We start from the raw sequence: 23,005 nt of genomic DNA, 5'->3' as shown, positions 1-23,005 counted from the left end.
ATAGACAAGGAGACCGCAATGCAACGCCTCGAATGGAGTCCGCTGCTGGAAACCGGCGTGGCCGAGATGGATGCCTCCCACCGCGCCTTATTGCAAGCCATTCACGCAACCATCGACGCCGACGATGGTTCCCTGCCCAGCCGTATCGCCGGACTGCTCAGCGCCCTGGCCCTCGATTTCGCCGAGGAAGAGGCGCTGATGGACCAGCTCTACTATCCCACCGAGCACGAACACCGGGCCGCCCACCGGCGGGCCTTGGCCGCACTGCAGCACGCCCTGCCCGTTGCGCAGGCCGATCCGGCCGGAGCGCGCACCCTGCTGGAGCGCCTGCCGCGCTGGTTCCTTAGCCACCTGAGCGCGATGGACTTGCCGCTGGCGGTCGCCGTGGAGAACGCAGGGCACCCGCATACCCAGCCCCCCAGCGCCAAGCTGCGGCAGCAGCTGGCGCTCTTGCTGCAAGAGCAATCCATCTGATTTAACGATACATTGCATCCAAATATATTGGCTTCCGGAATATGTCTCTGCGGCATAAGATGACTTCGTCAACAACACATTCCTTGAAGGAGTCATCGCATGAACACACAGACCAACAACGCTTTCCTGCCACTTGCCGGCCGCATCCTGATGGCCGCCATCTTCGTCATGAGCGGGATCGGCAAGATCGCCAATCCGGCCGGCACCCTCGGCTACATCAACGCCATGGGCCTGCCATTCCCTGAACTGGCGCTGGCGGGCGCCATCGGCATCGAAGTGCTCGGCGGCCTGCTGCTGGTGGCCGGCCTGTACACCCGCCCTGTGGCATTGGCGCTGGCCGCGTTCTCGGTCGTGACCGGCCTGGTCTTCCACAGCGCGATCGCGGACCAGAACCAGATGATCCACCTGATGAAGAACCTGGCGATGGCCGGCGGCCTGCTGCAGATTGCTGCGTTCGGCGCCGGCAGCCTGAGCCTCGATGCCCGCCGCACCACGAATGCGCTGCGCACCGCCTGACTGCTTGCAGGACTGTGGCGGGACGCTTTAGACTGCGGCACCTGAAGGAGACTTGAAAAGATGTTTCGCCACATTCTGATTCCAAGCGACGGCTCCGCCGCATCGCAACTGGCAGTGAACGCCGCCCTGCGCATGGCCCGCGAAAGCGGCGCCCGCGTCACGGCGGTTCACGTGCTTCCGGAAGAACCGGCGCTGGCCAGCGTGGCCGCCGCGCCAGCCGAGAACTCGATCCTGGCCGATATCGCGCGCCAGGCCAGCACCTTGAACGTGGACTGCACCACGCTGGAAGTGCACGCCGACCAGCCGCATTCGGCCATCGTTTCCACCGCCTTGCAGCGTAACTGCGACCTGATTGCGATGGCCTCGCGCGGGCGCAGCGGGCTGGCCAGCCTGATGCTGGGCAGCCAGACGCAGAAAGTGCTCACGCACAGCAAGATTCCGGTGCTGGTGTTCCGCGAGGGCTAACGGCGCACGGCAACCAGGTCGTCGTAGATCGGCACCGCCGCCATGGCCAGCAGCACGCACGCCAGCGGCAGCACGGCACCAAAGCCAACGGCCTTGAAGCCGAAGGCCCCGGCCACGGCGCCGACAAAGAACGACGACACCAGCGCAGCGAGGATACGCACGCGCTTCCAGTCCGCGGCCACGCGCGGCACCGCCTGGTCGTCGCGGTTCCAGTAAAGCGCCTTGCCGGCCTCGATGCCAAGGTCGGTCACGATGCCGGTCATATGGGTGGTGCGGATTTCGGCGTTCGAGAGCTTGGTAATGACGGCATTCTGCAGCCCCATCATGAAGCACAGGAGCATCACCGTTGCCGGCAGCACGATCACGTCGATCGCCTGCAGGCGCGTTCCCATGACGCCAAATGCCAGCAGGAGGATTGCCTCCACCAGCAGCGGCAAGGCAAACTCGCTGTGAAGATGCCGGCGGCGTGCAAAATTGACCATGACGGCGCAACAGGCCGCGCCGGCCAGGAAAGCCAGCAAGGCGCCGGCGCAGTCGAGAGCCGCGTCGATGGCGCCCAGCGCCAGGTCGTCGGCGGCGGACGACAGGATGCCGGTCATGTGGGAGGTGTACTGCTTGACGGCCAGGAAGCCGCCCGCGTTGGCCGCCCCGGCCACGAAGGCCAGGGCGATGCCGAGGTGGCGATTAGCAGCGGCGGCGCGCTGCCGTCCGGTCAGGCTTCTTACATAATTGATCGGCATTCGTCCTCGGCATAAGATCGAACCTCTTACAGGTAAGCGCTGACGTCGGGACGGGTTGCCAGTGCCTGCTGCACCACCTGCACCACGAACTCGCGGTCAGCGCCGCGCAGTGGCTGGCGTGGGCGGCGAACGTTTTCGTTGCCGACACCGACCAGTGCTTCCACCAGTTTCAGATTTTGCACCAGCTTGGTCGAAACGTCGAGGTGCAGCAGCGGCATGAACCACTGGTACAGCTTCAGGGCTTCGGCCAGGCGGCCGGCTTTGACCAGCTTGTACAGGGCCACGGTCTCTTTCGGGAAAGCCACCACCAGGCCGGCCAGCAAGCCGTCGGCGCCAACTGCCAGGCCTTCGAAGGACAGGTCGTCCACGCCCATGAAGATGGCGTAGCGGTCGCCGACGGCGTTGCGCAGGTCGGTCACGCGGCGGATATTGTCGGTCGATTCCTTGATCGCTTCCAGTTCCTCGCAGTCGGACAGCTCCTTGAAGTCGGCCGGGGTCAGGTCGACCTTGTAGGTGACAGGGTTGTTGTACACCATGATCGGCAGCTTGGCGGCCTTGGCAATGGTGCGCAGGTTGGCCTTGGCTTCATACGCGTCCGCCGCGTACAGCACGGAAGGCATCACCATGAAGCCGTCCACGCCCAGGTCGCGCGCTTCCTGCACATAGCGTTCGGCGTTGGCGGTGCGGGTTTCGCTGACGTTGGCCAGCACCGGCACGCGGCCGTTGGCGACCTTGACGGCGGTCTTGGCGACCGCCAGCTTCTCTTCGAAAGACAGGGTGCTGGCTTCGCCCAGCGAACCGCAGGTGACCAGGCCGTGGCAGCCGCTGTCGATCATGAAGGAGAAGTGCTTCTCCATTTCTGCGTGGTCCAGCTCCTCATTCGCGTGGAATTTGGTGGTTACTGCAGGGAATACGCCTTCCCATTTGATTGCTGCCATTTCAAGTCTCCTTGTGAGGTTCGAGGGTGATAATGCTGCCGGCACGTGCCGGCGAGATCGGTGTACGCACGGCGTCCGGACGCCATCCATACAGGAAATCGGTTGCGTTGCCGCAGATGCGGCCCTGGCAAGGGCCCATGCCGCAGCGGGTTTGCAGCTTGGCGCTGCGCCAGTTCGGCTGCCCGCGCAGTTCGTCGTGGCAGACGTCTTCGCAGCGGCAGACAATGGTGTCGGGTTGCGCCAGCGTGCGCAGTTCTTCACGCGGGGCGAAGGTGCGCGCCAGCCGGGCTGCAAAGCCCTGCCATTGGGTGCGCTCGGTGAAGAGCTCTGGCGTCACGCCCTCGCCGCAGGCTGCCAGGCCAGCAATGCGGCCTTCGACCAGCGCCAGGTCCACGCCGCCGACACCGGTGCCCTCGCCCGCGCACAGCACATTCGGCACGGAGGTGCGTTGCCAGGGGTCGGTCTTCACTGCGCCTTGTTCGATGGCGCAACCGAGTGCGCGCGCCAGCTCGGTGTTCGGCAGCAGGCCATAACCGCAGGCGAGATAGTCGCAATCGATATCGAGCCTTGCCCCCTTGCGCTGGACTTGTACGGATGTCACTTGCACGTCGCCCCTTGCGCTCGTCACGTAGCTGTTGGCGCAGTAAGGAATGCCGCGCAGGGCCGCGCCAAGCCTGACGGCTTGCAGCGCCTTTGACGGCGTCAGCGCCAGGCCTGCGGCAAATCGCGCCAGGGCCGGGAAGCTCGCTTGTTCAACAATGGCGGCGACGAGCGCCCCGCGCTCCTTCAAGGTCGCAGCGACGGCCAGCAGCAGCGGGCCGGTGCCGGCAACAACCACGCGTTTGCCTTGCACAGGGTAGCCGCCTTTCGCGAGTGCTTGCAGGCCTCCGGCGCCGGTGACGCCGGGCAGCGTCCAGCCCGGGAACGGCAGCAGCAATTCGCGGGCTCCCGTCGCGAGGATCAACTGGTTGTAGCGGATCGTGCGTGCCTGCTCCGCGTCCTGCACCAGCAGTTCGCCGGGCTGGGTCTGCATCAGTACGCGGGTGCCGGGCAGGAAGCTCACGTTGCTTGCGGACTCCAGGGCCTGCCAGAGCCGGCGCGCGCGCTGGTCCTGCTGCCTGGCCGGGCCGCCGCGCCAGATCTGGCCGCCCGCCAGCGGATTGTCGTCGATGATGGCGATGCGGCGTGCATCTTGCGCGCTGGCCGCCGCGTGGGCTGCGGCCAGGCCGGCCGGGCCGGCGCCTACGATCAGGATGTCAAAGAGTTGCGTCATGCCGAGGCTCCCGTCTGCACGTCCATGCCCGAGCGGCAGAGCGTCTGGCAGGACAGCACATGCGCACGGCCGTTGATCGTCACGCGGCATTCCTGGCAAACGCCCATGCCGCACAGGGGTGCGCGCAATTGCCCGCTGACCGAGCGCCGCGTCACGCCTGCAATGGCGGCGGCGACGGTGGTGCCGGCGGCAACGGTTGCGCCATGGCCGTCGATCGTCAGACTGATGGAATCAGCCATAGGCCCTCCCCTGCGGATTGAAACGGCTCGGCATGTAAGGACGCGCATCGATCCCAGCCTGCCCGCCCGTCATTTGCGCGACCAGCAATTCCGCCGTCGCCAGCGAAGTCGTGATGCCAAGCCCCTCGTGGCCGGTGGCCAGCCATACATTGCGGCGCGACAGGTCGGGGCCGATCAGCGGCAAGCCATCCGGCGTCGCTGCACGCAAGCCGGTCCAGCAGCGCAGGATGTTCAAGCCTGCCAGCGCCGGCGTGTATTCGACTGCCCTGGCCAGCATGCGCGCCATCATTGCCGGTTCGGCCGCCAGGTCGGTGGTATCGAACTGCCGCGAGGAGCCGATCAGCACCTGCCCGGTAGGACGCGGCTGCAGGTTGAACGCCACCGATTCGCCTTCCGATGCATGCGCGCTCTTGATATAGCCAAGCTCCACCAGCTGGTGGCGTAAAAATCCCGGATAGCGGTCGGTAATCATGACGTGGCCCTTCTTGGGCCGCAGCGGCAGGTCCGGCGCCAGCGCCAGGCAGCGCGTGCCGGCCGCCAGCACCACCCGCCCCGCAGACAATCGCGAGCCGTCCGCCAGCAGGACGCCGTCGTCTTCCAGCGCGACCGCCTCGCCCATGAGCAGGGATGCGCCTCGCGCGACCGCCCGGGCCAGCAGGATGCGCGCGCTCTTGGGCGGATACACCAGCCCGTCGCCCGGCACCAGCAAGCCCCCGGCCAGGTGAGGCCGCAGGTTCGGCTCGATGCGGTACAAGTCCTGGGCGCCGATCACGTCGCATTCCAGCCCGTGGGCCCGCATGGTGACGGCCTTGGCGCGCGCTGCGTCGAGCTCTTCGTCGTCGGCTGCGACCCAGATGGTGCCGCAGCGGCTGTATTCGTGACGCTGCGGCTGGCCTTCCACCAGTTCCTTCCAGAGTTCCAGCGAATGGGCGCTCAGGGCCAGTTCCGCCGCGTTGTCGTCCATCGCCACCAGGTGTCCCATGCCGGCTGCCGTGGCGCCGCTGCCGACCGCATCGCGTTCGACCACGGTCACGCGCAAGCCGCGCGCTGACAAGGCATCGGCGCAAGCGGCGCCGATGATCCCCGCGCCGACGATCAGGACGTCCGGTGTCATGCTCAACGAATGCCCCAGACAAATGGATCGCTCGGGTCCAGCACCAGGGTCGAGGTGGCGTTCACCCAGGCCTTGCCGCGAATGCTGGGCAGCACGCGCTCGCCATCGCGGCGATAGGACGCTTCAAACACGCTGCCAACGATGCTTTCCTGGCGCCAGACTTCGCCTTCCCCCAGCTTGCCGTCCGCCGCCAGGCAAGCCAGCTTGGCGCTGGTGCCGGTACCGCAGGGCGAGCGGTCGTAGGCATTGCCTGGGCAAAGCACGAAGTTCTGGCTGTCGCCCAAGCCGCTGCGGGAATCGGCAAACAGTTCGACGTGGTCGATCAGCGCGCCGTTGTCGCCCGTGATGCCCTGCGCTTCCAGCGCATCCTTGATCGCCGTGGTGTAGGCCGACAATTCGCGCACATTGCCCAGCTCCAGGCGCCTTCCATGGCCGGACACCAGGAAGAACCAGTTGCCGCCCCAGGCGATATCGCCACGCACCACGCCGTAGCCCGGCACGTCGACCGGCACGCCGGCCGCCTTGCGCCATGCCGGCACATTGTTCACGGTCACGCTGCCGTCTTCATGCAGCTGCGCTTCCACCACGCCCACCGGCGTATCGATGCGGTGCACGCCCGGGCTCAGGCGGCCCATGTAGGCGAGCGACGCCACCAGTCCGATGGTGCCATGGCCGCACATGCCAAGGTAGCCGACGTTGTTGAAGAAGATGACGCCTGCTGCACAATCCGGCGCATGCGGCTGGCACAGCAGCGCACCCACCAGCACATCCGAACCGCGTGGTTCGCACACCACGCCGGAACGGAAGCCGTCATGCTCTTCGCGGAAGCGGGCCAGGCGTTCATTGAGGGGACCGGTGCCCAGGTCAGGGCCGCCGTCAATCACCAGGCGGGTCGGTTCGCCGCCGGTGTGGGAATCGATAATGGCTATGGTTTTCATGCTTGCCATCTTATGCCTTCCCTGCACTCCCGTCTTGCATTGCTCGGCCGCCGATGATGACGAAATCCGCACAATCGTGTAAAAATGGACAAAACCAGCAGGAGGGCACCATGACAGTACATATTTTGCAAAGCGCCGCGCGCAACGACCTCGGCGCCAGGATCGGCGACGTCTTCTTCGCCGAGCCCCTGTTCGATGCCTTGCCGGACGTGGTGTTCTTCGTCAAGGACCGCGCCGGGCGCTACGTGGTGGTGAACCAGACCCTGGCCCGCCGCTGCGGGATGAAGGACAAGGCCGGGCTGCTGGGCAAGACAGCAAACGAGGTGTTTGCCGCCCCGCTCGGCCAACGTTTCCAGGCCCAGGACCAGTCCGTGCTGGATGAAGGGATGCAGATCGAGGACCAGCTGGAACTGCACCTCTATCCCAACCGTGATCCTGGCTGGTGCCTGACACAAAAGCGTCCCCTGCGCGATGCCCACGGGGCGATTATCGGACTGGCCGGGGTGTCGCGCGACCTGGCCATGGCCGACCACAAGAACCCTGCGTACCACAAGGTTGCCGATGCGGTCCGGCTGATCCACGACAAGTATGGCGAGACCCTGACCCTGCCCCAGTTGGCGCGCACCGCCAACATGTCGGTCGCGCAGATCGAGCGCTACTTCGAACGCATTTTCCACCTGACCCCACGCCAGATGATCATCAAGACCCGCCTCGAAGCCGCATCACGCATGCTGGCGGGGAACTCCAGCGTGTCCGACATCGCCCAGGCCTGCGGCTACGCCGACCACAGCGCCTTCACGCGCCAGTTCCGCGCCACGGTCGGCGTGACGCCAAGCGAATACCGGCTGCTGCTGCGGAACGACAGCTGACCTTCCATGCGAGGCGCAATCAATTCAATTCCTGAATTGATGCATACACTCTTTGGTTTGATGCGGTATTGATCCCCACCTATGATCGACTCCATAACACATCACACATGGAGACCGTATGAAGAATGATGCAGCCATCCCCCTGGCGGCCGGCGCCGCCCGCGTCCAGACCCGCACGCGCTGGACGATCCTCGCCATGCTGTTCGCCATCACGACCATCAACTACGCCGACCGCGCCACCATCTCCATCGCCGGCCCGGAAATCAAGAAGGAACTGGGGCTGTCGGCAGTCCAGATGGGCTTCATTTTCTCGGCCTTTGCCTGGTCCTACGTGGTGGCGCAGCTGCCCGGGGGCTGGCTGCTCGACCGCTTCGGCTCGAAGATCACTTACTTCTTCAGCATCTTCCTGTGGTCGGCCTTTACGCTGTTCACTGGCGCCGCCGGCTTCTTCGCCGGCGGCGCAGCGGTCGCCGTCCTGTTCACGCTGCGCATGCTGGTCGGCGCGGCGGAGGCGCCCTCCTTCCCCGGCAACAGCCGCATCGCGTCGGCCTGGTTCCCGACGCACGAACGGGGACTGGCGGCGGCGGTCTTCAACTCGGCGCAATATTTCGCAACCGTGCTGTTTGCCCCGATCATGGGCTGGCTGGTGCACAGCTACGGCTGGCACAGCGTGTTCTACGTGATGGGCGGCCTGGGCATCGTAATGGCCTTCGTCTGGCTGAAGACCATTCACGGCCCGAAAGACCATCCCGGCATCAACGCGGACGAACTGCGCTACATCCAGGAAGGCGGCGCGCTGGTCGACCTGGAAAGCGGAAACCGCGGCAAGCAGGCAGCAGCCGTGAACACTGTCGCCTGCATCAGGGAACTGCTGTCGAACCGCATGCTGCTGGGCGTCTACATCGGCCAGTACTGCATCACCACGCTTACCTACTTCTTCCTCACCTGGTTCCCTGTCTACTTGGTGCAGGAACGCCATATGACCATCTTGAAGGCAGGCTTTGTCGCCTCGCTGCCCGCGATTGCCGGCTTCCTCGGCGGCATCTTCGGCGGCTGGCTGTCGGACCGCCTTGCCAAGGCCGGCTATTCGCTGTCGGTGTCGCGCAAGGTACCGATCGTGTTGGGCATGCTGATGTCGATGAGCATGATCGCCTGCAACTACCTCCAGGCCGACACCCTGGTCGTTGCCGTGATGTCGCTGGCCTTCTTCGGCAAAGGCGTCGGCGCCCTGGGCTGGGCGGTGGTATCGGACACCTCGCCGAAGGAGGCTGGTGGCCTGAGCGGCGCCCTGTTCAACACGTTTGGCAATACCGCCGGCATCACGACGCCCATCGTCATCGGCTACATCGTCGAAGCCACGGGCTCCTTTGCCGGCGCCCTGGTCTTCGTCGGCGCCAACGCGGCGCTGGCCATTGCCTGCTACCTGTTCGTCGTGGGTGACATCAAGCGCGTCAAGCTGGTGTCCTCGCTGAACCAATGATCCACCCGTTCCATTCAAACCGCACCCAGACATCATGAACAACACCGTCACCAACGCCCCGATTGTCACCAGCCTGCGCGTCGTGCCTGTCGCCGGCCAGGACAGCATGCTGCTGAACCTGAGCGGCGCCCATGGCCCCTGGTTCACCCGCAATATCGTCATCCTGACCGACAACGCCGGCAATACCGGACTGGGCGAAGTTCCCGGCGGCGAAAAAATCCGCCAGACGATCGAGGACGCGCGCCCGCTGGTCGTCGGGAAAACGCTGGGGGAATTCAACAACGTCCTCAATGCGATGCGCCGGGCCTTCGCCGACCGCGATAGCGGCGGGCGCGGCAACCAGACCTTCGACCTGCGCACAACCATCCATGCCGTGACCGCCGTCGAATCGGCCTTGCTTGACCTGCTCGGCCAGTTCCTCAACGTCCCCGTCGCGGCGCTGCTGGGCGACGGCATCCAGCGCCAGTCCGTCGAGATGCTGGGCTACCTGTTCTACGTCGGCGACCGCGGCAAAACGAACCTGGCCTATCGCAGCGAGCCCGATGCCGGCGACGCCTGGTTCCGCTTGCGCAATGAGGAAGCCCTGACACCCGCGGCCGTGGTTCGCCTGTGCGAGGCCGCGCGCGAGCGTTATGGCTTCAACGACTTCAAGCTGAAAGGCGGCGTGCTATCGGCCGACGAAGAGATGGAGGCCATCGTCGCCATGCACGAACGTTTTCCCGATGCTCGCATCACGCTCGACCCGAACGGCGCCTGGTCGCTGAAGGAAGCTGTACGCGTCTGCCGCGACAAGCATGGCATCCTGGCCTATGCCGAGGACCCATGCGGCGCCGAGGACGGCTTCTCGGGACGCGAAGTCATGGCTGAATTCCGCCGCGCCACCGGCTTGCCGACCGCCACCAACATGGTCGCCACCGATTTCCGCCAGATGGCCCATTCGCTGCAATTGCAGTCGGTTGACATCCCTTTGGCCGATCCGCACTTCTGGACCATGCAGGGATCGGTGCGCGTGGCCCAGTTGTGCCAGATGTTCGACCTGACCTGGGGTTCGCATTCGAACAACCATTTCGACATTTCGCTGGCAATGTTCACCCACGTGGGCGCCGCTGCGCCAGGCAAGGTGACGGCCATCGACACCCACTGGATCTGGCAGGATGGGCAGCGCATCACCAGGGAACCGCTGAAGATCCAGTGCGGCAAGGTGCAGTTGCCGACGCGCCCCGGCCTGGGCATCGAACTGGACGAAGCGGAGCTGGAAAAGGCGCACCAGGCTTACAGGAACATGGGACTGGGAGCGCGCGACGACGCCGTCGCCATGCAGTTCCTGGTGCCAGGCTGGAAGTTCGACAACAAGCGGCCTTGCCTGCTGCGCTAAGCCCGGCGCGCCTCAGCGGGCGCCCGGAAAGCCGGGCAGGATTTCCTTGATGAACAGCTGCAGGATAGGATTCTCGTTATCGCGCCGGTAAGTGCAGACGGTACTTACCGGTTCGGTTTTCATCCTGCGCAGCACCACGCCATCGAAATGCAGGCGCGCGCAGGCTTCCGATACCAGGGCCGCCCCGATGCCGGCGCTGACCAGTGCCAGCATGGTATGCACCTGCCCGATATGCTCGACCACGTCCGGCACCACGCCTTCACGTTCGAAGCGGCTGGTCAGCATCTGGTAGAAGGGACGTGCTTCGTGCGGCGAGTACATGATGAATGGCCGCTGGTGCAGGCAGGCCAGGGTTGGCTCCTGCGGCCAGCGGCCGGCCTCGTTGGCCGGAAGCGCCAGCAACAGCCCTTCCTGCGCGATCGGCAGGCTTACCAGCTCGCCATGCAGGGCCAGGGGGCGCATCAGGGCAAGATCCAGCTGGCCGGCGTCCAGCGCTTCCACCTGCGCTGTGCTGACCAGCTCCTTCAGCGTGAGCGCCAGTTCAGGCGTCCTTTCGCGCAAGCGGCGCACCACCTCCGGCAGCAGCGCATATCCCGATGCCGAGGTAAAGCCGATCGCAAGGCTGCCCTGCTCCCCCTTCGCCACGCGGCGCGCCATCAGCCCAGCTTCTTCCGCCAGCCGGATGATGCGCACCGCCTCCGGCAGGAAAGCCTTGCCGGCCGCCGTCAACCGTACGACGCGGCTGCTGCGGTCCAGCAATTGCACGCCGACGCTATGTTCGAGGAGCTGGACCTGCCGGCTTAACGGCGGCTGCGTCATGTTCAGCCGTTCGGCAGCGCGGCTGAAATGCAGTTCCTCGGCGACCGCAATAAAGCAGCGCAGCTGGCTGATCTCAAACACGGTTCAGCATCCTCCGCCGCAACTAGGCCACGCCGTTCCGGCCAAATTCACGGTAGGCCGGACGGCCAAGCAGCCGTTCGACATAGGCGGCGACTGCCGGGTAATCCGGACGCTCGATGGGCGTCATCAGCCAGCGGTTCAGGGACAGGCCGAGTACAATATCGGCCAGCGTAAATTGCTCGCCGGCGGCAAAAGGCCCGCTTGCGGCCAAATGGCGGTCCAGGATGCCGATGTTGCGGTTCCAGGCGGCAGCGCTGGCCGCGACTTGCGCCGGATCGGCAAACGCCGGGCTTTGGCGCACCAGGGCCATGAAGGCGTAGCGCCAGGAGGCGTTCAGGTCGGTGGCCTGCCAGTCCATCCATTGCTCGACGCGGGCGCGCGCGGGCGGATCAGCAGGTAGCAAGTCGTGGCGGCCAGCCTTGCCGCACAGGTAGCGGCAAATACTGTTCGACTCCCACAGCACAAAGTCGCCATCCACCAGCACCGGCACCAGGCCATTCGGATTCAGCGCGACATGTTCCGGTTGCCATTCGATCCGCTCGTATGCGACGCCGGTTTCCGCCAGCGTCCACAAGACCTTGCGCACATTGATACTTGTCGGTTTTCCAATCAGCTTCAGCATGTCATAACCCCAGTTGGGAAAGTATTTCTTCCTTCAGTTGCTGCAATTCCGGCGTCGACAGCTTGCGCGGGTGCGGCTGCTCGACCTTGAAGCTGGCCTGGATACGGGTCGGGCGCGGCGACAGCACGAGGATGCGGTCAGCGAGGTAGATGGCTTCTTCCACGTCGTGCGTGATCAGCAGCACGGTATGGCGCTCCTCGGACAGCACGCGCAGCAGCTCGTTGCGCATCTTGAGGTTCATCAGCGCGTCCAGTGCGGAGAATGGCTCGTCCATGTACAGGATTTCCGGCTTCACCACCAGTGCGCGGGCGATCTCGGCGCGCTTCAGCATGCCGCCCGACAGCTCGTGCGGATAAGCGTTCTCGAAGCCTTTCAGCCCGACCATCTCGGCATAGTGATCTGCCAGGGCCGCCTTGTCGCCATGGTGGTCGCCATTCAGGCCGAACATCAGGTTCTGCTGCACCGTCAGCCACGGGAAAACGGAACCATGCTGCGAAATCACGATTCCCTTGGGGCTGGGTTTGGTCATCGGCTTGCCGTCGATGGCCACCGAACCTTCATCCGGATGCTCGAAACCGGCCACGATCTTCATCAGCGTCGACTTGCCGCAGCCGGAAGGCCCGACAATCGCCACGAACTCGCCGTCGGCAACTGAAAAATCGACGCCATCGACCACCGGCAGCGCATTGAACTTCTTCCTGATCCTGTTGACGGAAATCTTAGCGTCCATAGCGCCACCTTACGACCTTGAGTTTTTCCAGCAGGCGCATGATGCCATCCAGCGCCAGTCCAATCAGTCCGATGATGATCATGCCTGCGATGACCAGGTCATAGCGGTTGCCCGCATTGCGCGAATCGATGATCAGGTAGCCAAGCCCGGAACGCAACGCGATCATCTCCGCCGCCACCACCACCAGCCAGGCCACGCCGAGCGAAATGCGCATGCCGACGATAATTTCCGGCAGCACGGCTGGCACAATCACCTGCCTGAACAATTTGGAGCGCGATACGCCAAAGTTTTCCGCCGCGCGCAGGTAGCGCTTCTCGATCGTATGCACGCCAGCCGCCGTCTGCACGATCATCGGAAACACGGCGGCGATGAAGATCAGGAAGACCGGCGAGGCATTGCCCACGCCAAACCACAGGATCGCGACCGGAATCCAGGCAATCGGCGAGATCGGCCGCAGGATCTGGAACACCGGATTCAGCGTGCGGAAGGCGCCATCGACGCGTCCCATCCACAAGCCCGTCGGCACCGCAACCAGGATCGCCAGCGAGAATCCCATGCCTACCCGCATCAGCGAGGCGCCGATGTGTTCCCACAGGCTGCCGTCTTCCACCAGCTCCATGGTGCCGGTGACCACCTGCGCAGGCGTCGGGAAAATCAGGCTCTCGGTGGCGACAACCACGTACCACCAGATGGCGACAATCGCCACCAGCACCGCCAGCGGCGGCCATATCTTGTTCAGTCTCTCCATGGGGCTTTGGCTAACAAGGTTTGAAGGCGCCATTGCAGCCGCTGCCAACCGGCCGGCGGCGTGGGCTTGACCACGACCGTCATCTGGCCGCTGGCATGGGCGGTGCAGGCGAAGGGATGCTCCCCCGCCTGCTCGAACGGCAGGCGGAAATCCTGGCCCGGCATGATCAGCACGGGACCGAAAACCTGGGGCACGGTATCGCTGTTGCGCAGCAGGAGTACGTCGTTTACGCCCAGTACCAGCGTGATGGTGTCGGGCAGGATCTCAGCCTTCTCCCCCGCCATGCGGCGCGCCCAGGTGCCCTTGGGGATCTCGAACAGGGCGTCGCGCGAAGCCGGGTGGATCGGTGCATACGCGGACCAGGCAAGCGCGCCGGCAACGGCAGCCGCCAGCAACAGCGCAATGACCTGCAGCCGGCGCTTCATTGCTCCCTGGCAAGCAGGGTCACGTCATGCACGATGTCGTCGGCCGGACGGCCGAACGGCATCAGCGCGCGCAGCCTGCCTTGCGGGTCGATGAAATACAGGTAGGAGGAATGCCCCATCGTGTATTCAGACTTGCTGCCTTCGACCATCTTCTTCGTCGCCGAGATGCCGTAGGCCTTGCGGATGGCGGCCATCTGCTCCTCGCTGCCGGTCAGGCCGATGAAGCTCTTGTCGAACTGCTCGAGGTAGGCTTTGAGCTTCGCTGCAGTGTCGCGCTGAGGGTCCACGGTGACGAACACCACTTGCAGCCTGTCGCCCAAGGGGCCGAGGCGCTCGCGGGCCTGTTTCAGCAGGGCCAGCGAAACGGGGCAAACGTCGGCGCAGCTCGTATAGCCGAATTCCAGCACCACCACCTTGCCGCGATACTTGTCGAGCGCGAAGGCCTTGCCGTCCGCAGCTTTCTGCGCGATCTGCGGCGCCAAGCGGGGAGGATCGAAGGTCCCCGACTTGAGCTGGCCGGCAGCGTGCGCAACACCGGCAGCCGTCAATGACAGCGCTAACAGGAATGGCCGGATCATAGCGCGATGCTCACCGGCTTGATGGACTTGACGAAGCTCTCGTCCACATAGGTCTCAAAGGCCACCGGGCGTTTCAGCGTGCCGGCTTCGATGGACAGCTTCATCAGCTCATCGAATTCGGCGCGGATCATGCGCAGGTCGCCGTAGGTCACGCGGTCGGCCGGGTTGTCCATCACGAACTGGATCACTTTCGGGTCCTGGTTGAAGAACTTGCGGGTAGAGGCAATCCTGGCTGCCTTGGCACGGTTGACGGGCGTGGCATCGAGCCAGTTGCCGGCTGCCTGCACGTGGTTCACCAGGTCCTGCACCAGCGGGCGGTCGGACTTGATCAGCTCCTCGCGCACGGTCAGCACGCAGCAGATATAGTTGCGCCACTCATCGCGCGTCATCGACAGCGGACGGGCATAGCCGGCCTTCTGCGCAGCCGCGCCAAATGGCTCGCCGGTGCAGTAGGCATCCACCGCGTTGGCGTACAGCGCCGCCGGCATGTCGGGCGGCGCCATTTCGATGATCTGCACATCTTTCGGCGTCATGTTCTCCCGCGCGAGCATCTTGCGCAGGAACAGGTAATCCACCGCAAAACGGCTGGGGATCGCAATGCGCTTGCCGCGCAGGTCGGCGAAGCGCTTGTGCGCCGAGTCGGTGCGCACCATGATCACGGCGCCGGAGCGATGGCCGAGCGAGACCACTTTCAGCGGGATCCTCCTGTCGGCCAGGTCCATCACCAGCGGCGCCAGCATGTAGGCAGCCTGGATCCGGCCCGTCATCAGCGACTCCTTGATCTCCGGCCAGCCGCTGTACTTGCTGAATTCGAAGGCTCCGCCGCGCGCGCTGCAGGCGATCGGCAAGGTCAGGTTGCAGGTGACCGGCAAGCCGCCCACCACCAGCGGATCCGCCGCCTGCGCCAGCGAAGGCAGCATGGCGCCGCCCAGCCCCAGCGCCGGAAGCGCCAAGGCGCCGCCCAGCAACTGGCGGCGGCGCAAGAAGTGTTCATGTTCAATCAAGGTTGACATTCGATCATTCTAGCACTGGCCAGAAACTTGACCCAGGTCATGGTTGGAATCGGTACCAATGTGCAGACTGGATGCAACAATCCACCACTGGAGCAAGCCATGTTCAAGCACATTCTGTTCCCTACCGACGGTTCGCCGGCCTCCGGCGCCGCCCTGCATTCGGCCATCAAGTTTGCGCAGGAAGCCGGCGCGCGTGTGACGGCGCTGCACGTGATCCCGGAATTTCACATCTTCACCTACCACCCCGACATGCTGGAAGACACGCGCGGCGTCTACCTGAAGGACAGCGAAGTCCACTCAAGCGCCGTGCTGGACGAAGTATCGAAGGTCGCCAGAGACTACAACGTGCCATGCGACGTGGTGCAGCGCCGCTCCGACCAGCCCTACGAAACCATTGTCGCCACCGCCATCGACTACGGCTGCGACATGATCGCGATGGCGACCCACGGCTACAAGGGCGTGAAAGGCATGCTGCTGGGGAGCGAGACGCACCGCGTGCTGCTTAACACACCGGTGCCGGTGCTGGTGTTCCGGCCCCAGTAAACTGAGGCAAAAACGCCACAAGTTGCCAAGAGATTTATGACGCCCCCGTCACATAAGGCTTTCAAATCCGGACAAATCACCAGAATTGTTCAAAGTGGGACAATTCAAACCGGTATATAAGGCCTGCGTCTTAATCGCAAAGCTTTTCCGTATTTGTCGCCGCTCCCGTGCTGCCGCATATTCTCGCGCATTATCACAGCACGGGGAAAACCATGACTTTCGCATTTCGCAAGCTTGCGATGGCCGCCGCACTGGCAGCCATCGGCACCGCCCAGGCCTCCACCGCCGACCACCACGAGTTCGAAGCCACGCTGCACGCGCCTTACCGCGCTGTCGCCGGCGCCAATGAAGCGCGCAGCTTCAAGCTCGATTTCAGCTACCCTTACGTCAAGGGCGCCCAGTCCGTGAGCTGGGTGCTGGAAGTCGTCGCGCCGAACGGCAGCGTGGTGGAACGCTGGACCGGCGTCGAACGCCTGCAGGACAAGCCTGTCAGCGTCAACGTCGAATGGGCCGGCCGCAACCGCCGTAATGCCCTGCCGAACGGCATCTACAAGGCGCGCCTGCGCGCCATCTCCGAAGACGCGCAGCGCGGCCTGGCCTCGGGCGCCGACGCAGTACTGCGCCGCATCGCCGGCCATGACGGCGAAATCCACGACCAGGAATGGGAAATCGCCATCGGCCAGCAGCCGCAGGCCAAGGCTTCCACTGCGCCGAGCCTGATGTCCATCGCCGCGGCACCGTCGTCCCTGCCGTACACGGTCTACTTCGGCAATATGCACAGCCAGACCAATCACAGCGACGGCGGCGGCGACCTGTCCGCCTGCACCGGCGCACAAAACCCGCAATCGGCTGCCTACGGCCCGACCGACGCCTTCAACTACGCGAAGAACAAGGGCCTGGACTTCCTGATGGCCTCCGAACATAACCACATGTACGACGGTTCGGACTCCACCAATACTTCCGCCGACCCGGCCAAGGCCAGGGCCCTGTACCAGGCCGGCCTGTCGGAAGCGGCCAGCTTCAACAGCGCCAACCCGAACTTCCTGGCGATCTACGGCATGGAATGGGGCGTCATCAACAACGGCGGCCACATGAACATCCTGAACTCGAACGAGCTGCTGGGATGGGAGAGCAACAGCTCCGGCCAACTGATCGCCGACACCTACACCGCCAAGAACGACTACGCCAGCCTGTACACCCTGATGCGCCAGCGCGGCTGGCTGGGCCAGTTCAACCACCCGTCGTCCAGCGGCCAGTTCCTGGTCAACAGCGTGCCGCTTGGCTACACTGCTGACGGCGACGAAGCGATGGCGTTGTGCGAAGTGATGAATACTTCCGCCTTCTCCACCAACACCACCGAAACCGAAACAAGCCGCAGCAATTACGAGGGCGCCTGCAAGAAGGCGCTGGAAGCCGGCTTCCACGTCGCCTTCAGCACCGACCAGGACAACCATTGCGCCAACTGGGGCGCTTCCTACACCAACCGCACTGGCGTGCTGATCCCGAACGGCACCGCGCTGAGCACGGCCAGCTTCATGGACGCGATCCGCGCCCGCCGCGTCTTTGCGACGATGGACAAGACTTCGCAACTGGTGCTGACCGCCAACGGCCATGTCATGGGCGAGCGCTTTACCAACAGCGGCCCGCTGAACCTGGTGGCCAACTTCACCAGCAGCTCCGGCAAGACCGTATCGACCTCGGAATTCTACGAAGGCGTCCCGGGCCGCAATGGCACCGTCACCCTGCTCGCCTCCAGCGCCAACACCACCATCACCCCGACCGACGGCGCCCACTTCTACTACGCCAAAGTCACCCAGGACGACGGCAACATCCTGTGGTCGGCGCCGGTCTGGGTGACGCAGCAGGGTTCCACCGGCGGCGACACCGTGGCGCCTGCAGTCAGCGCGTCGAGCAGCGGCAGCAGCGGCACCATCACCTTCAACGCCACGGCCACCGACAACGTGGGCGTGACCAAGGTCGAGTTCTACGTGGACGGCGCGCTGAAAGGCAGCGACACCGCTTCGCCATGGTCGTATGCCTTCAACTCCACCGGCGTGAGCAACGGCACCCACGTGCTGACCGCCAAGGCCTTCGACGCCGCCGGCAACAATGCGACGTCTTCGGCGGTCAACTTCAGCGTGAACAACACTACCACCACGCAACAACTGGTGCTGAACAGCGGCTTTGAATCGGGCAGCACCAGCTGGAGCGCGAGCAGCGGCGTGATTACCAACGATTCGTCCGTCTCGGCCCACGCCGGCACCTGGAAAGCCTGGATGAACGGCTACGGCAGCGCCCACACGGACACGCTGTACCAGCAAGTGAGCATCCCGTCGACCGCCACCAGCGCCACCCTGGGCTTCTGGCTGAAGATCACGTCCGACGAAACCACCACGACCCAGGCCTACGACACGCTGAAGGTTCAGGTGCGCAACAGCAGCGGTACCGTGCTGGCAACGCTGGCAACCTACTCCAACCTGAACAAGGGTTCGAGCTACGTGCAGCGCACCTTCGACATGAGCGCGTACAAGGGCCAGACCGTGCGCGTCTACTTCGAAGGCGTGGAAGGCTCCACCGTCGCCACTTCCTTCATCGTGGATGACGTCACGCTGAACGTGCAGTAATCCTGCTCAGTTGCGGATCTCGCGCAAGCCCTTGCCAAGCTTGCGCCGCAACAGCGTGCGCAATGTGACGCCGTCGCGATAACCCACCTGCTCGGCGATGCGATCGACGTTCTCGCCGCTGGTCTTGAGCAGGTGGACTGCGCGTTCGATGCGCAAATCCTGCACATAATTCACGGGCGTCTTGCCCAACACCTCCTGCAGGCGCCGCGCCAGCGTGCGCTTGCTGGTTGCCAGCGCCGCTGCTGCCGCCTCCAGCTTGAATCCCTCCGCCAGGTGTTGCCTCACCCAACGGTCGAAACCCGCGACCAGCGGATCGGCATTGGCCAGGTGGTCGGAAATCACATAGGCCGACTGCGCCGGCCGTGCATCCACCACCAGGTAACGCGCCACCATAGCCGCCAGTTCCGGACTCGCTTGGCGGATCAGGGCCAGCGACATGTCCAGGTGGCTGAGCGCCGCCCCCGCCGTGACGAACCGTCCCGATGCCACCACCATGCGCTGTGCATCCAGCCGCACCAGCGGATAACGCTGGCGGAACATGGGCGTCAGCCACCAGGTCGTCGTCGCTTCCTCGCCATCCAGCAGGCCGCTTTCGGCCAGAACGAAGGTGCCGATGCAGGCGGCTGCAATGCGCACGCCCTGCCCGGCCAGTTCACGCAGCGCGTCGCCGGCATCAGCCACTTCCGCCGACGACAGGGCAGCCTCCAGCGGCACAGGCATCTTGTGCCCGATGGCGGGCAGGATCAGCAGGTCCGGCACAGGCGCCGATGCCAAAGGCTGCACCGGCAATTGCATGCCCTGGGCGCTGCGCACTGCGGGGCGGATGCCGGCCAGCGTCACATTGAAGACCGGCTGCGGCGCCTCCAGCATGGGCGCAAGCTCATTGGCCGTGGTGAAGGCGTCCAATACAGCGGCAAGCCCTGTGTCGAACACGCTGTCTAGCGCGAGCACGGTGATATTCATGGCGCGATTGATACCAAAGATGTCAATCGCGCCAATTTAACCGCATGCGCAGCGCCAGTAAAGTACCTCCATCGCAGTTTCGCGATGATTTCAACAAGGAGATAGACATGATCAAGTACGCACTGTTCGCCCGTTTTGAGGCCAAGCCAGGCAAGGAATCCGCCGTTGCCGACTTCCTGCACACCGGCCTGGCGCTGGCCAAGCAGGAAGCAGGCACCAGGTACTGGTTCGCCCTGCGCCTGTCGGAGCGCGTATTCGGCGTGTTCGATGCATTCGAGACCGAGGAAGCGCGCCAGGGCCACCTGAACGGCCCGATCGCACAAGCCCTGATGGCGCAAGCGCCGGAGTTGTTCGCCACCCCGCCCAGCATCGAGCCGATCGAGGTGCTCGGCCTGAAAGCGGCGTAACTACTGGTCGTCGGAGGAGACGAAGTTGTACTTCTTCTTCAACTCCTCCACTTCCGCCTTGTTGGTTTGCATGAAGCGGCGGAATTCCTCCACCACCTTCGGATATTTGTGCGACGACAGGTACCACTGGCCGGAAGCATGCGGCAAGTCCGGGTCGTACAGCACCGGCACTTGCGGCAGCTTGCGAATCTTGGTCCAGTAATGACGGGCGATGCGCGTGTTCATGTAGGCGCCGTCGACGCGCCGCATGATCAGCTTTTCGTACAGGGCATCGTAATCGGCCGTCTCCTCGATGCGCAGGGAACCGGCCGACATCAGCTGCTGGTAAGGGTAAGGCGTGAAGCCCAGCGGAATGCCGAGGGTTTTCAGGCGGCCCACGCCCTTGCCCAGGTTTTCAGGCCGGACCAGCACGCCGTCGGTAAATTCCAGTACCGGCGCGTAGCTGATTTTCAGTTCCTTCTTCATCTCCACCACCCAGTTCGGGTTGTCCGGAAACGACAGGTCGACCTGGCCGTCGACGAACAGACGGTCGCGCCGCTTCAGGGGATAGGATTCGTAGGTAAAGGTGTAGCCCATGTGCCGGGCGAAGGCATCGAGGATGTCCTTGCCCAAGCCGCCGTACACGCCGTTCTTCACTTCCGAATACGGCAGCCAGTTCTTGTAATCCTCAACGCCTACGGAAAAGATCTTCTTGTCGGCCGCCTGTGCGGCGCCTGCCAGCAGCAACCCGGCCAACAACCCTCTCCACATGGCGCACCCCCGTCATTCAAGCTGGTAGGCGTAGATGTTGACGACGTTAAACGTGGTGTCGGGCACGTACACGCGCCGGTCGCGCGCGTAGATGAAGAACGGCATCCAGACGCCGCCTACTTCGGGATACTTCTTAAATACAAGCTCTCCCGTTACGTATTCTAGCGTGTCCTCGCCAATGCGGAAGATCTTCAGCGCACGGTTTACCAAATCGTTGACAATCAGGTGTCCCTCCTGGTCCACGCACAGGCTGGCCGGCAGGTAGAACTTGTCGGCATCCTTTTCCAGGTCGTCGCAATAGCCCGCGCGGCCATAGCTCCACAGGCTGTTGCCCTGCCGGTCGAAGACACGGATGCAGTTGTTGAACTGGTCGCATACGAAGACGCGGTCCTGGGCGTCGATCGCCACGTCGCAAGGAGCGAAGCTGGCCAGCGGCTCGCCGTCTTCCATCCACTGGAAATTCCTGACGAAGGAAACCAGGCCGGAAGGCTGCAACTGCCACATCGAGATGCGGTTGTTCAGCGAGTCGGCGATGTAGATTTCGCCATGGCTGTTCACTTCCAGTCCCTGCGGCGCCTTCAGCGTGCCGTTGCCGCCCAGGCCCTCGCGCCCGAACGGCAGGCCGTAGTTCAGCAGGTGCCCGCCCGGCCCGAACTGGAACATCGATACCGTGCAGGCGTTGAAGTTGGTGACAAAGACCAGCGGCGTGCCTGGACAGATTTGCCCGAGCAGCGGCTGCGAAGGGTAATACACCGCCATCGCCAGCCCGCCCGGCATGAAGAAGCCGCGCATCATGTCCTGCAGTTGCGCGATCGGGTCGGCCGAGGTGTTGAAGGTCTTCATGCACCAGTTGCCGGAATCGATGTTGTAGGACGACGTGGCGGCCCCCGCCAGCGGATCGAGGCGCGCATGGTGCTTCAACTGGTCGTACCAGTACTTGTAGATGTTGGCGGTGGCGCTGGCCCAGCTGTCGATCCAGTTCGATTGCGGCAAGGTGCCGCTGCCTTCGCGCTTGGGGTCGACCCCGATCACCGCCGTCATGCAGTTGAATTGGGAGGTGACCGCCTTTGCCGCCTGGTTGTCGCGCCGGTGGCCGACCGCATCGAGCAGGATCGCATCCTGGTCGCCGCCATCGCGATCGGGCGCGATGCGCATCTTCAGCACCGTGGATGCAAACGGCTCGGTCACGTAGTAGACGTTGGCGTCGGCCGCGGCGCAGATCTGGTATGGCCCGACGAAGACGGCATCTTCCAGCGAACCGTACACCAGGTCGGAAATCGAATGCGCCACTTGCGGCTTGTGGTTCCACAGCGGCAGCATGCCCTCGACCACCGTCAGCAGCTTGCCGTCGGTATCGTAGACCGTGATCGAATCCTCCACCTGCCCCGGCACGAAGATGCGGTCATTGATCACGCACACCGAGCGCATGACGTTGAACTTGCCGATGCCGGCCGGGTTGCCGAAACTGTGCAGCAGCGACGTCTCGCCGGGGCATTGCACGCGCTCGTCCTTGATCGGCCAGGCGGTATCGATCTTCAGCACTTCGTAGTGACCGGTGTTGGCCAGGTACAGGTTGCCGCGCGAGTCCGACGCCAGGCCCTGTGGCCACAGCAGGTCGTGCACGCTGTTGGCATCGTCGATAGTGCGGAACTGCAGCACGAATTTGCCCTCTGGCGTGAACTTGACGCAGCGGCTGCGGTCATCGCCTTCGGTGTGGAAGAATTCATCGCACACGTAGACAAAATGTTCGCCGCCGGCCTCCTTCACGAAGGCGATGCCGTTCGGATCGCTCAGTGGCACGAAGCCCTTGCCGTTGATGCCATCGGCCGCGTCGCCGAAAGCGAACTGGAAGTCGACCGAGTGCTCGTCGTATTCGAATACCACGATGCGGCCGTTGCCCATGTCGGTGCAATACATCAGGTCCTGTTCCGGATGCGGGCAAAGATGGAAAGGCATCAACAGGCGGCGCGCCTGCTCGCTGCCCTCGCCCGGCGTGTCGATCACGTGCAGCAGCGTGTTCAGGTCGGCGGTGAACACCAGCACGCGGCTGTTGCCGGTATCGCACACCCAGACATGGTCGTAATGGTCGCGCGCAATGCCGACCGGGGAATTCATGGTGAAGTCGTCCGGCAGTTCGCCGCGCGCCGTGGTGCCCGGCATGACGAGCTCGCCGTAGTGCGTAATATGATGAAATTTGCTCATGGCCATCCCTGCCTGTTTATGGAGCATTCCAGTATCCGGGTCGCCCGGAAAATAGGCAACATTGGCAGGAAAGCCCTTA

The 23,005-nt window shown here is 64.0% G+C and carries 25 protein-coding genes; 9 read left to right on the top strand and 16 right to left on the bottom strand.

All coding sequences use genetic code 11. From position 1 onward, the window contains the following. Nucleotides 1–18 precede the first annotated feature (18 nt). The 3 genes from ACN9MW_RS14485 to ACN9MW_RS14475 all read left to right on the top strand — a co-directional run bounded on the left by ACN9MW_RS14485 (nt 19) and on the right by ACN9MW_RS14475 (nt 1,455). A complete protein-coding gene (locus ACN9MW_RS14485; RefSeq protein ID WP_426171716.1) occupies nt 19–474 on the top strand; it encodes a hemerythrin domain-containing protein in 456 nt (151 codons plus the stop codon). Nucleotides 475–573: 99 nt separating this feature from the next. Continuing rightward, on the top strand, nt 574–990 hold the full coding sequence (locus tag ACN9MW_RS14480; RefSeq protein WP_426171714.1) for a DoxX family protein: 417 nt from the start codon (nt 574–576) through the stop codon (nt 988–990). Nucleotides 991–1,050: 60 nt separating this feature from the next. Further along, nucleotides 1,051–1,455: a universal stress protein gene (locus tag ACN9MW_RS14475; protein WP_426171712.1), complete on the top strand. Its 405-nt coding sequence runs from the start codon at nt 1,051–1,053 to the stop codon at nt 1,453–1,455. Here ACN9MW_RS14475 and ACN9MW_RS14470 read toward each other — a convergent pair. From ACN9MW_RS14470 to ACN9MW_RS14445, 6 genes are read right to left on the bottom strand one after another with little or no spacing between them, the layout of a single operon-like run. Beyond that, nucleotides 1,452–2,195 (bottom strand): YoaK family protein, encoded by a 744-nt coding sequence (locus ACN9MW_RS14470; RefSeq protein ID WP_426171711.1) that lies wholly within the window; start codon nt 2,193–2,195, stop codon nt 1,452–1,454. The genes ACN9MW_RS14475 and ACN9MW_RS14470 overlap by 4 nt on opposite strands. 26 nt (nt 2,196–2,221) lie before the next feature. Next, nucleotides 2,222–3,133 (bottom strand): dihydrodipicolinate synthase family protein, encoded by a 912-nt coding sequence (locus ACN9MW_RS14465; RefSeq protein WP_426171709.1) that lies wholly within the window; start codon nt 3,131–3,133, stop codon nt 2,222–2,224. A gap of 1 nt (nt 3,134) precedes the next feature. Next, nucleotides 3,135–4,406 carry an FAD-dependent oxidoreductase gene (locus tag ACN9MW_RS14460; protein WP_426171707.1) on the bottom strand — a complete coding sequence of 424 codons (1,272 nt, stop codon included), beginning with the start codon at nt 4,404–4,406 and terminating at the stop codon, nt 3,135–3,137. Continuing rightward, nucleotides 4,403–4,645 carry a 2Fe-2S iron-sulfur cluster-binding protein gene (locus ACN9MW_RS14455; protein ID WP_426171706.1) on the bottom strand — a complete coding sequence of 81 codons (243 nt, stop codon included), beginning with the start codon at nt 4,643–4,645 and terminating at the stop codon, nt 4,403–4,405. Before ACN9MW_RS14455 ends, ACN9MW_RS14460 begins: the two co-directional genes overlap by 4 nt. After that, the gene (locus ACN9MW_RS14450; protein WP_426171704.1) at nt 4,638–5,759 is read right to left on the bottom strand and encodes an NAD(P)/FAD-dependent oxidoreductase; all 1,122 of its coding nucleotides are present in this window, start codon (nt 5,757–5,759) and stop codon (nt 4,638–4,640) included. Before ACN9MW_RS14450 ends, ACN9MW_RS14455 begins: the two co-directional genes overlap by 8 nt. Nucleotides 5,760–5,761: 2 nt before the next feature. After that, nucleotides 5,762–6,706 (bottom strand): 4-hydroxyproline epimerase, encoded by a 945-nt coding sequence (locus ACN9MW_RS14445; protein WP_426171702.1) that lies wholly within the window; start codon nt 6,704–6,706, stop codon nt 5,762–5,764. A gap of 101 nt (nt 6,707–6,807) precedes the next feature. On the opposite strand from ACN9MW_RS14445, the gene ACN9MW_RS14440 reads away from it, so the two are divergent. The 3 genes from ACN9MW_RS14440 to gudD all read left to right on the top strand — a co-directional run bounded on the left by ACN9MW_RS14440 (nt 6,808) and on the right by gudD (nt 10,421). After that, nucleotides 6,808–7,566, top strand: a complete 759-nt coding sequence (locus ACN9MW_RS14440; RefSeq protein WP_426171701.1) for a helix-turn-helix domain-containing protein — start codon at nt 6,808–6,810, stop codon at nt 7,564–7,566. A gap of 118 nt (nt 7,567–7,684) precedes the next feature. Continuing rightward, the gene (locus tag ACN9MW_RS14435; RefSeq protein ID WP_426171699.1) at nt 7,685–9,046 is read left to right on the top strand and encodes an MFS transporter; all 1,362 of its coding nucleotides are present in this window, start codon (nt 7,685–7,687) and stop codon (nt 9,044–9,046) included. 34 nt (nt 9,047–9,080) lie between these two features. Beyond that, complete coding sequence (gene gudD, locus ACN9MW_RS14430; RefSeq protein WP_426171697.1) at nt 9,081–10,421, top strand: glucarate dehydratase; 1,341 nt, start codon at nt 9,081–9,083, stop codon at nt 10,419–10,421. A 12-nt stretch (nt 10,422–10,433) separates the two neighbouring features. On the opposite strand, the gene ACN9MW_RS14425 is transcribed toward gudD, so the two are convergent. From ACN9MW_RS14425 to ACN9MW_RS14395, 7 genes are read right to left on the bottom strand one after another with little or no spacing between them, the layout of a single operon-like run. Beyond that, a complete protein-coding gene (locus ACN9MW_RS14425; protein ID WP_426171695.1) occupies nt 10,434–11,321 on the bottom strand; it encodes a LysR family transcriptional regulator in 888 nt (295 codons plus the stop codon). Nucleotides 11,322–11,343: 22 nt separating this feature from the next. Then, nucleotides 11,344–11,943 (bottom strand): glutathione S-transferase family protein, encoded by a 600-nt coding sequence (locus ACN9MW_RS14420; protein ID WP_426171693.1) that lies wholly within the window; start codon nt 11,941–11,943, stop codon nt 11,344–11,346. A gap of 1 nt (nt 11,944) precedes the next feature. Next, nucleotides 11,945–12,673 (bottom strand): ABC transporter ATP-binding protein, encoded by a 729-nt coding sequence (locus ACN9MW_RS14415; protein ID WP_426171691.1) that lies wholly within the window; start codon nt 12,671–12,673, stop codon nt 11,945–11,947. Continuing rightward, a complete protein-coding gene (locus tag ACN9MW_RS14410) occupies nt 12,663–13,421 on the bottom strand; it encodes an ABC transporter permease (protein WP_426171689.1) in 759 nt (252 codons plus the stop codon). Before ACN9MW_RS14410 ends, ACN9MW_RS14415 begins: the two co-directional genes overlap by 11 nt. Beyond that, nucleotides 13,409–13,846 carry a cupredoxin domain-containing protein gene (locus ACN9MW_RS14405; RefSeq protein ID WP_426171687.1) on the bottom strand — a complete coding sequence of 146 codons (438 nt, stop codon included), beginning with the start codon at nt 13,844–13,846 and terminating at the stop codon, nt 13,409–13,411. Before ACN9MW_RS14405 ends, ACN9MW_RS14410 begins: the two co-directional genes overlap by 13 nt. Next, nucleotides 13,843–14,424, bottom strand: coding sequence for an SCO family protein (locus tag ACN9MW_RS14400; RefSeq protein WP_426171685.1), 582 nt, complete (start codon nt 14,422–14,424; stop codon nt 13,843–13,845). The genes ACN9MW_RS14405 and ACN9MW_RS14400 overlap by 4 nt, the downstream gene beginning before the upstream one ends. Next, nucleotides 14,421–15,437, bottom strand: a complete 1,017-nt coding sequence (locus ACN9MW_RS14395) for an ABC transporter substrate-binding protein (RefSeq protein ID WP_426171683.1) — start codon at nt 15,435–15,437, stop codon at nt 14,421–14,423. Before ACN9MW_RS14395 ends, ACN9MW_RS14400 begins: the two co-directional genes overlap by 4 nt. A 99-nt stretch (nt 15,438–15,536) precedes the next feature. Here ACN9MW_RS14395 and ACN9MW_RS14390 point away from each other — a divergent pair, with 99 nt between their 5' ends. Beyond that, nucleotides 15,537–15,980 carry a universal stress protein gene (locus ACN9MW_RS14390; RefSeq protein ID WP_426171681.1) on the top strand — a complete coding sequence of 148 codons (444 nt, stop codon included), beginning with the start codon at nt 15,537–15,539 and terminating at the stop codon, nt 15,978–15,980. Nucleotides 15,981–16,192: 212 nt separating this feature from the next. Then, nucleotides 16,193–18,604: a CehA/McbA family metallohydrolase gene (locus tag ACN9MW_RS14385; RefSeq protein ID WP_426171679.1), complete on the top strand. Its 2,412-nt coding sequence runs from the start codon at nt 16,193–16,195 to the stop codon at nt 18,602–18,604. 6 nt (nt 18,605–18,610) lie between these two features. Here the strand turns inward: ACN9MW_RS14385 and ACN9MW_RS14380 are convergent, their stop codons facing one another. Continuing rightward, nucleotides 18,611–19,567: a GlxA family transcriptional regulator gene (locus ACN9MW_RS14380; protein ID WP_426171678.1), complete on the bottom strand. Its 957-nt coding sequence runs from the start codon at nt 19,565–19,567 to the stop codon at nt 18,611–18,613. A gap of 107 nt (nt 19,568–19,674) precedes the next feature. Between ACN9MW_RS14380 and ACN9MW_RS14375 the strand changes: the two genes are divergently transcribed. Continuing rightward, the gene (locus ACN9MW_RS14375) at nt 19,675–19,974 is read left to right on the top strand and encodes a putative quinol monooxygenase (RefSeq protein WP_426171677.1); all 300 of its coding nucleotides are present in this window, start codon (nt 19,675–19,677) and stop codon (nt 19,972–19,974) included. On the opposite strand, the gene ACN9MW_RS14370 is transcribed toward ACN9MW_RS14375, so the two are convergent. Both ACN9MW_RS14370 and ACN9MW_RS14365 read right to left on the bottom strand, forming a co-directional pair. Beyond that, nucleotides 19,975–20,709: a substrate-binding periplasmic protein gene (locus ACN9MW_RS14370; RefSeq protein ID WP_426171675.1), complete on the bottom strand. Its 735-nt coding sequence runs from the start codon at nt 20,707–20,709 to the stop codon at nt 19,975–19,977. Between the two features lie 27 nt (nt 20,710–20,736). Further along, nucleotides 20,737–22,926, bottom strand: a complete 2,190-nt coding sequence (locus tag ACN9MW_RS14365) for an NHL repeat-containing protein (protein WP_426171672.1) — start codon at nt 22,924–22,926, stop codon at nt 20,737–20,739. Nucleotides 22,927–23,005 lie beyond the last annotated feature (79 nt).

Origin of the sequence: Pseudoduganella sp. R-34 (assembly GCF_049904655.1) — a bacterium.
In the GTDB taxonomy this organism is placed as follows: domain Bacteria; phylum Pseudomonadota; class Gammaproteobacteria; order Burkholderiales; family Burkholderiaceae_D; genus Rugamonas.
This window is presented reverse-complemented; position numbering and strand designations above follow the sequence as displayed.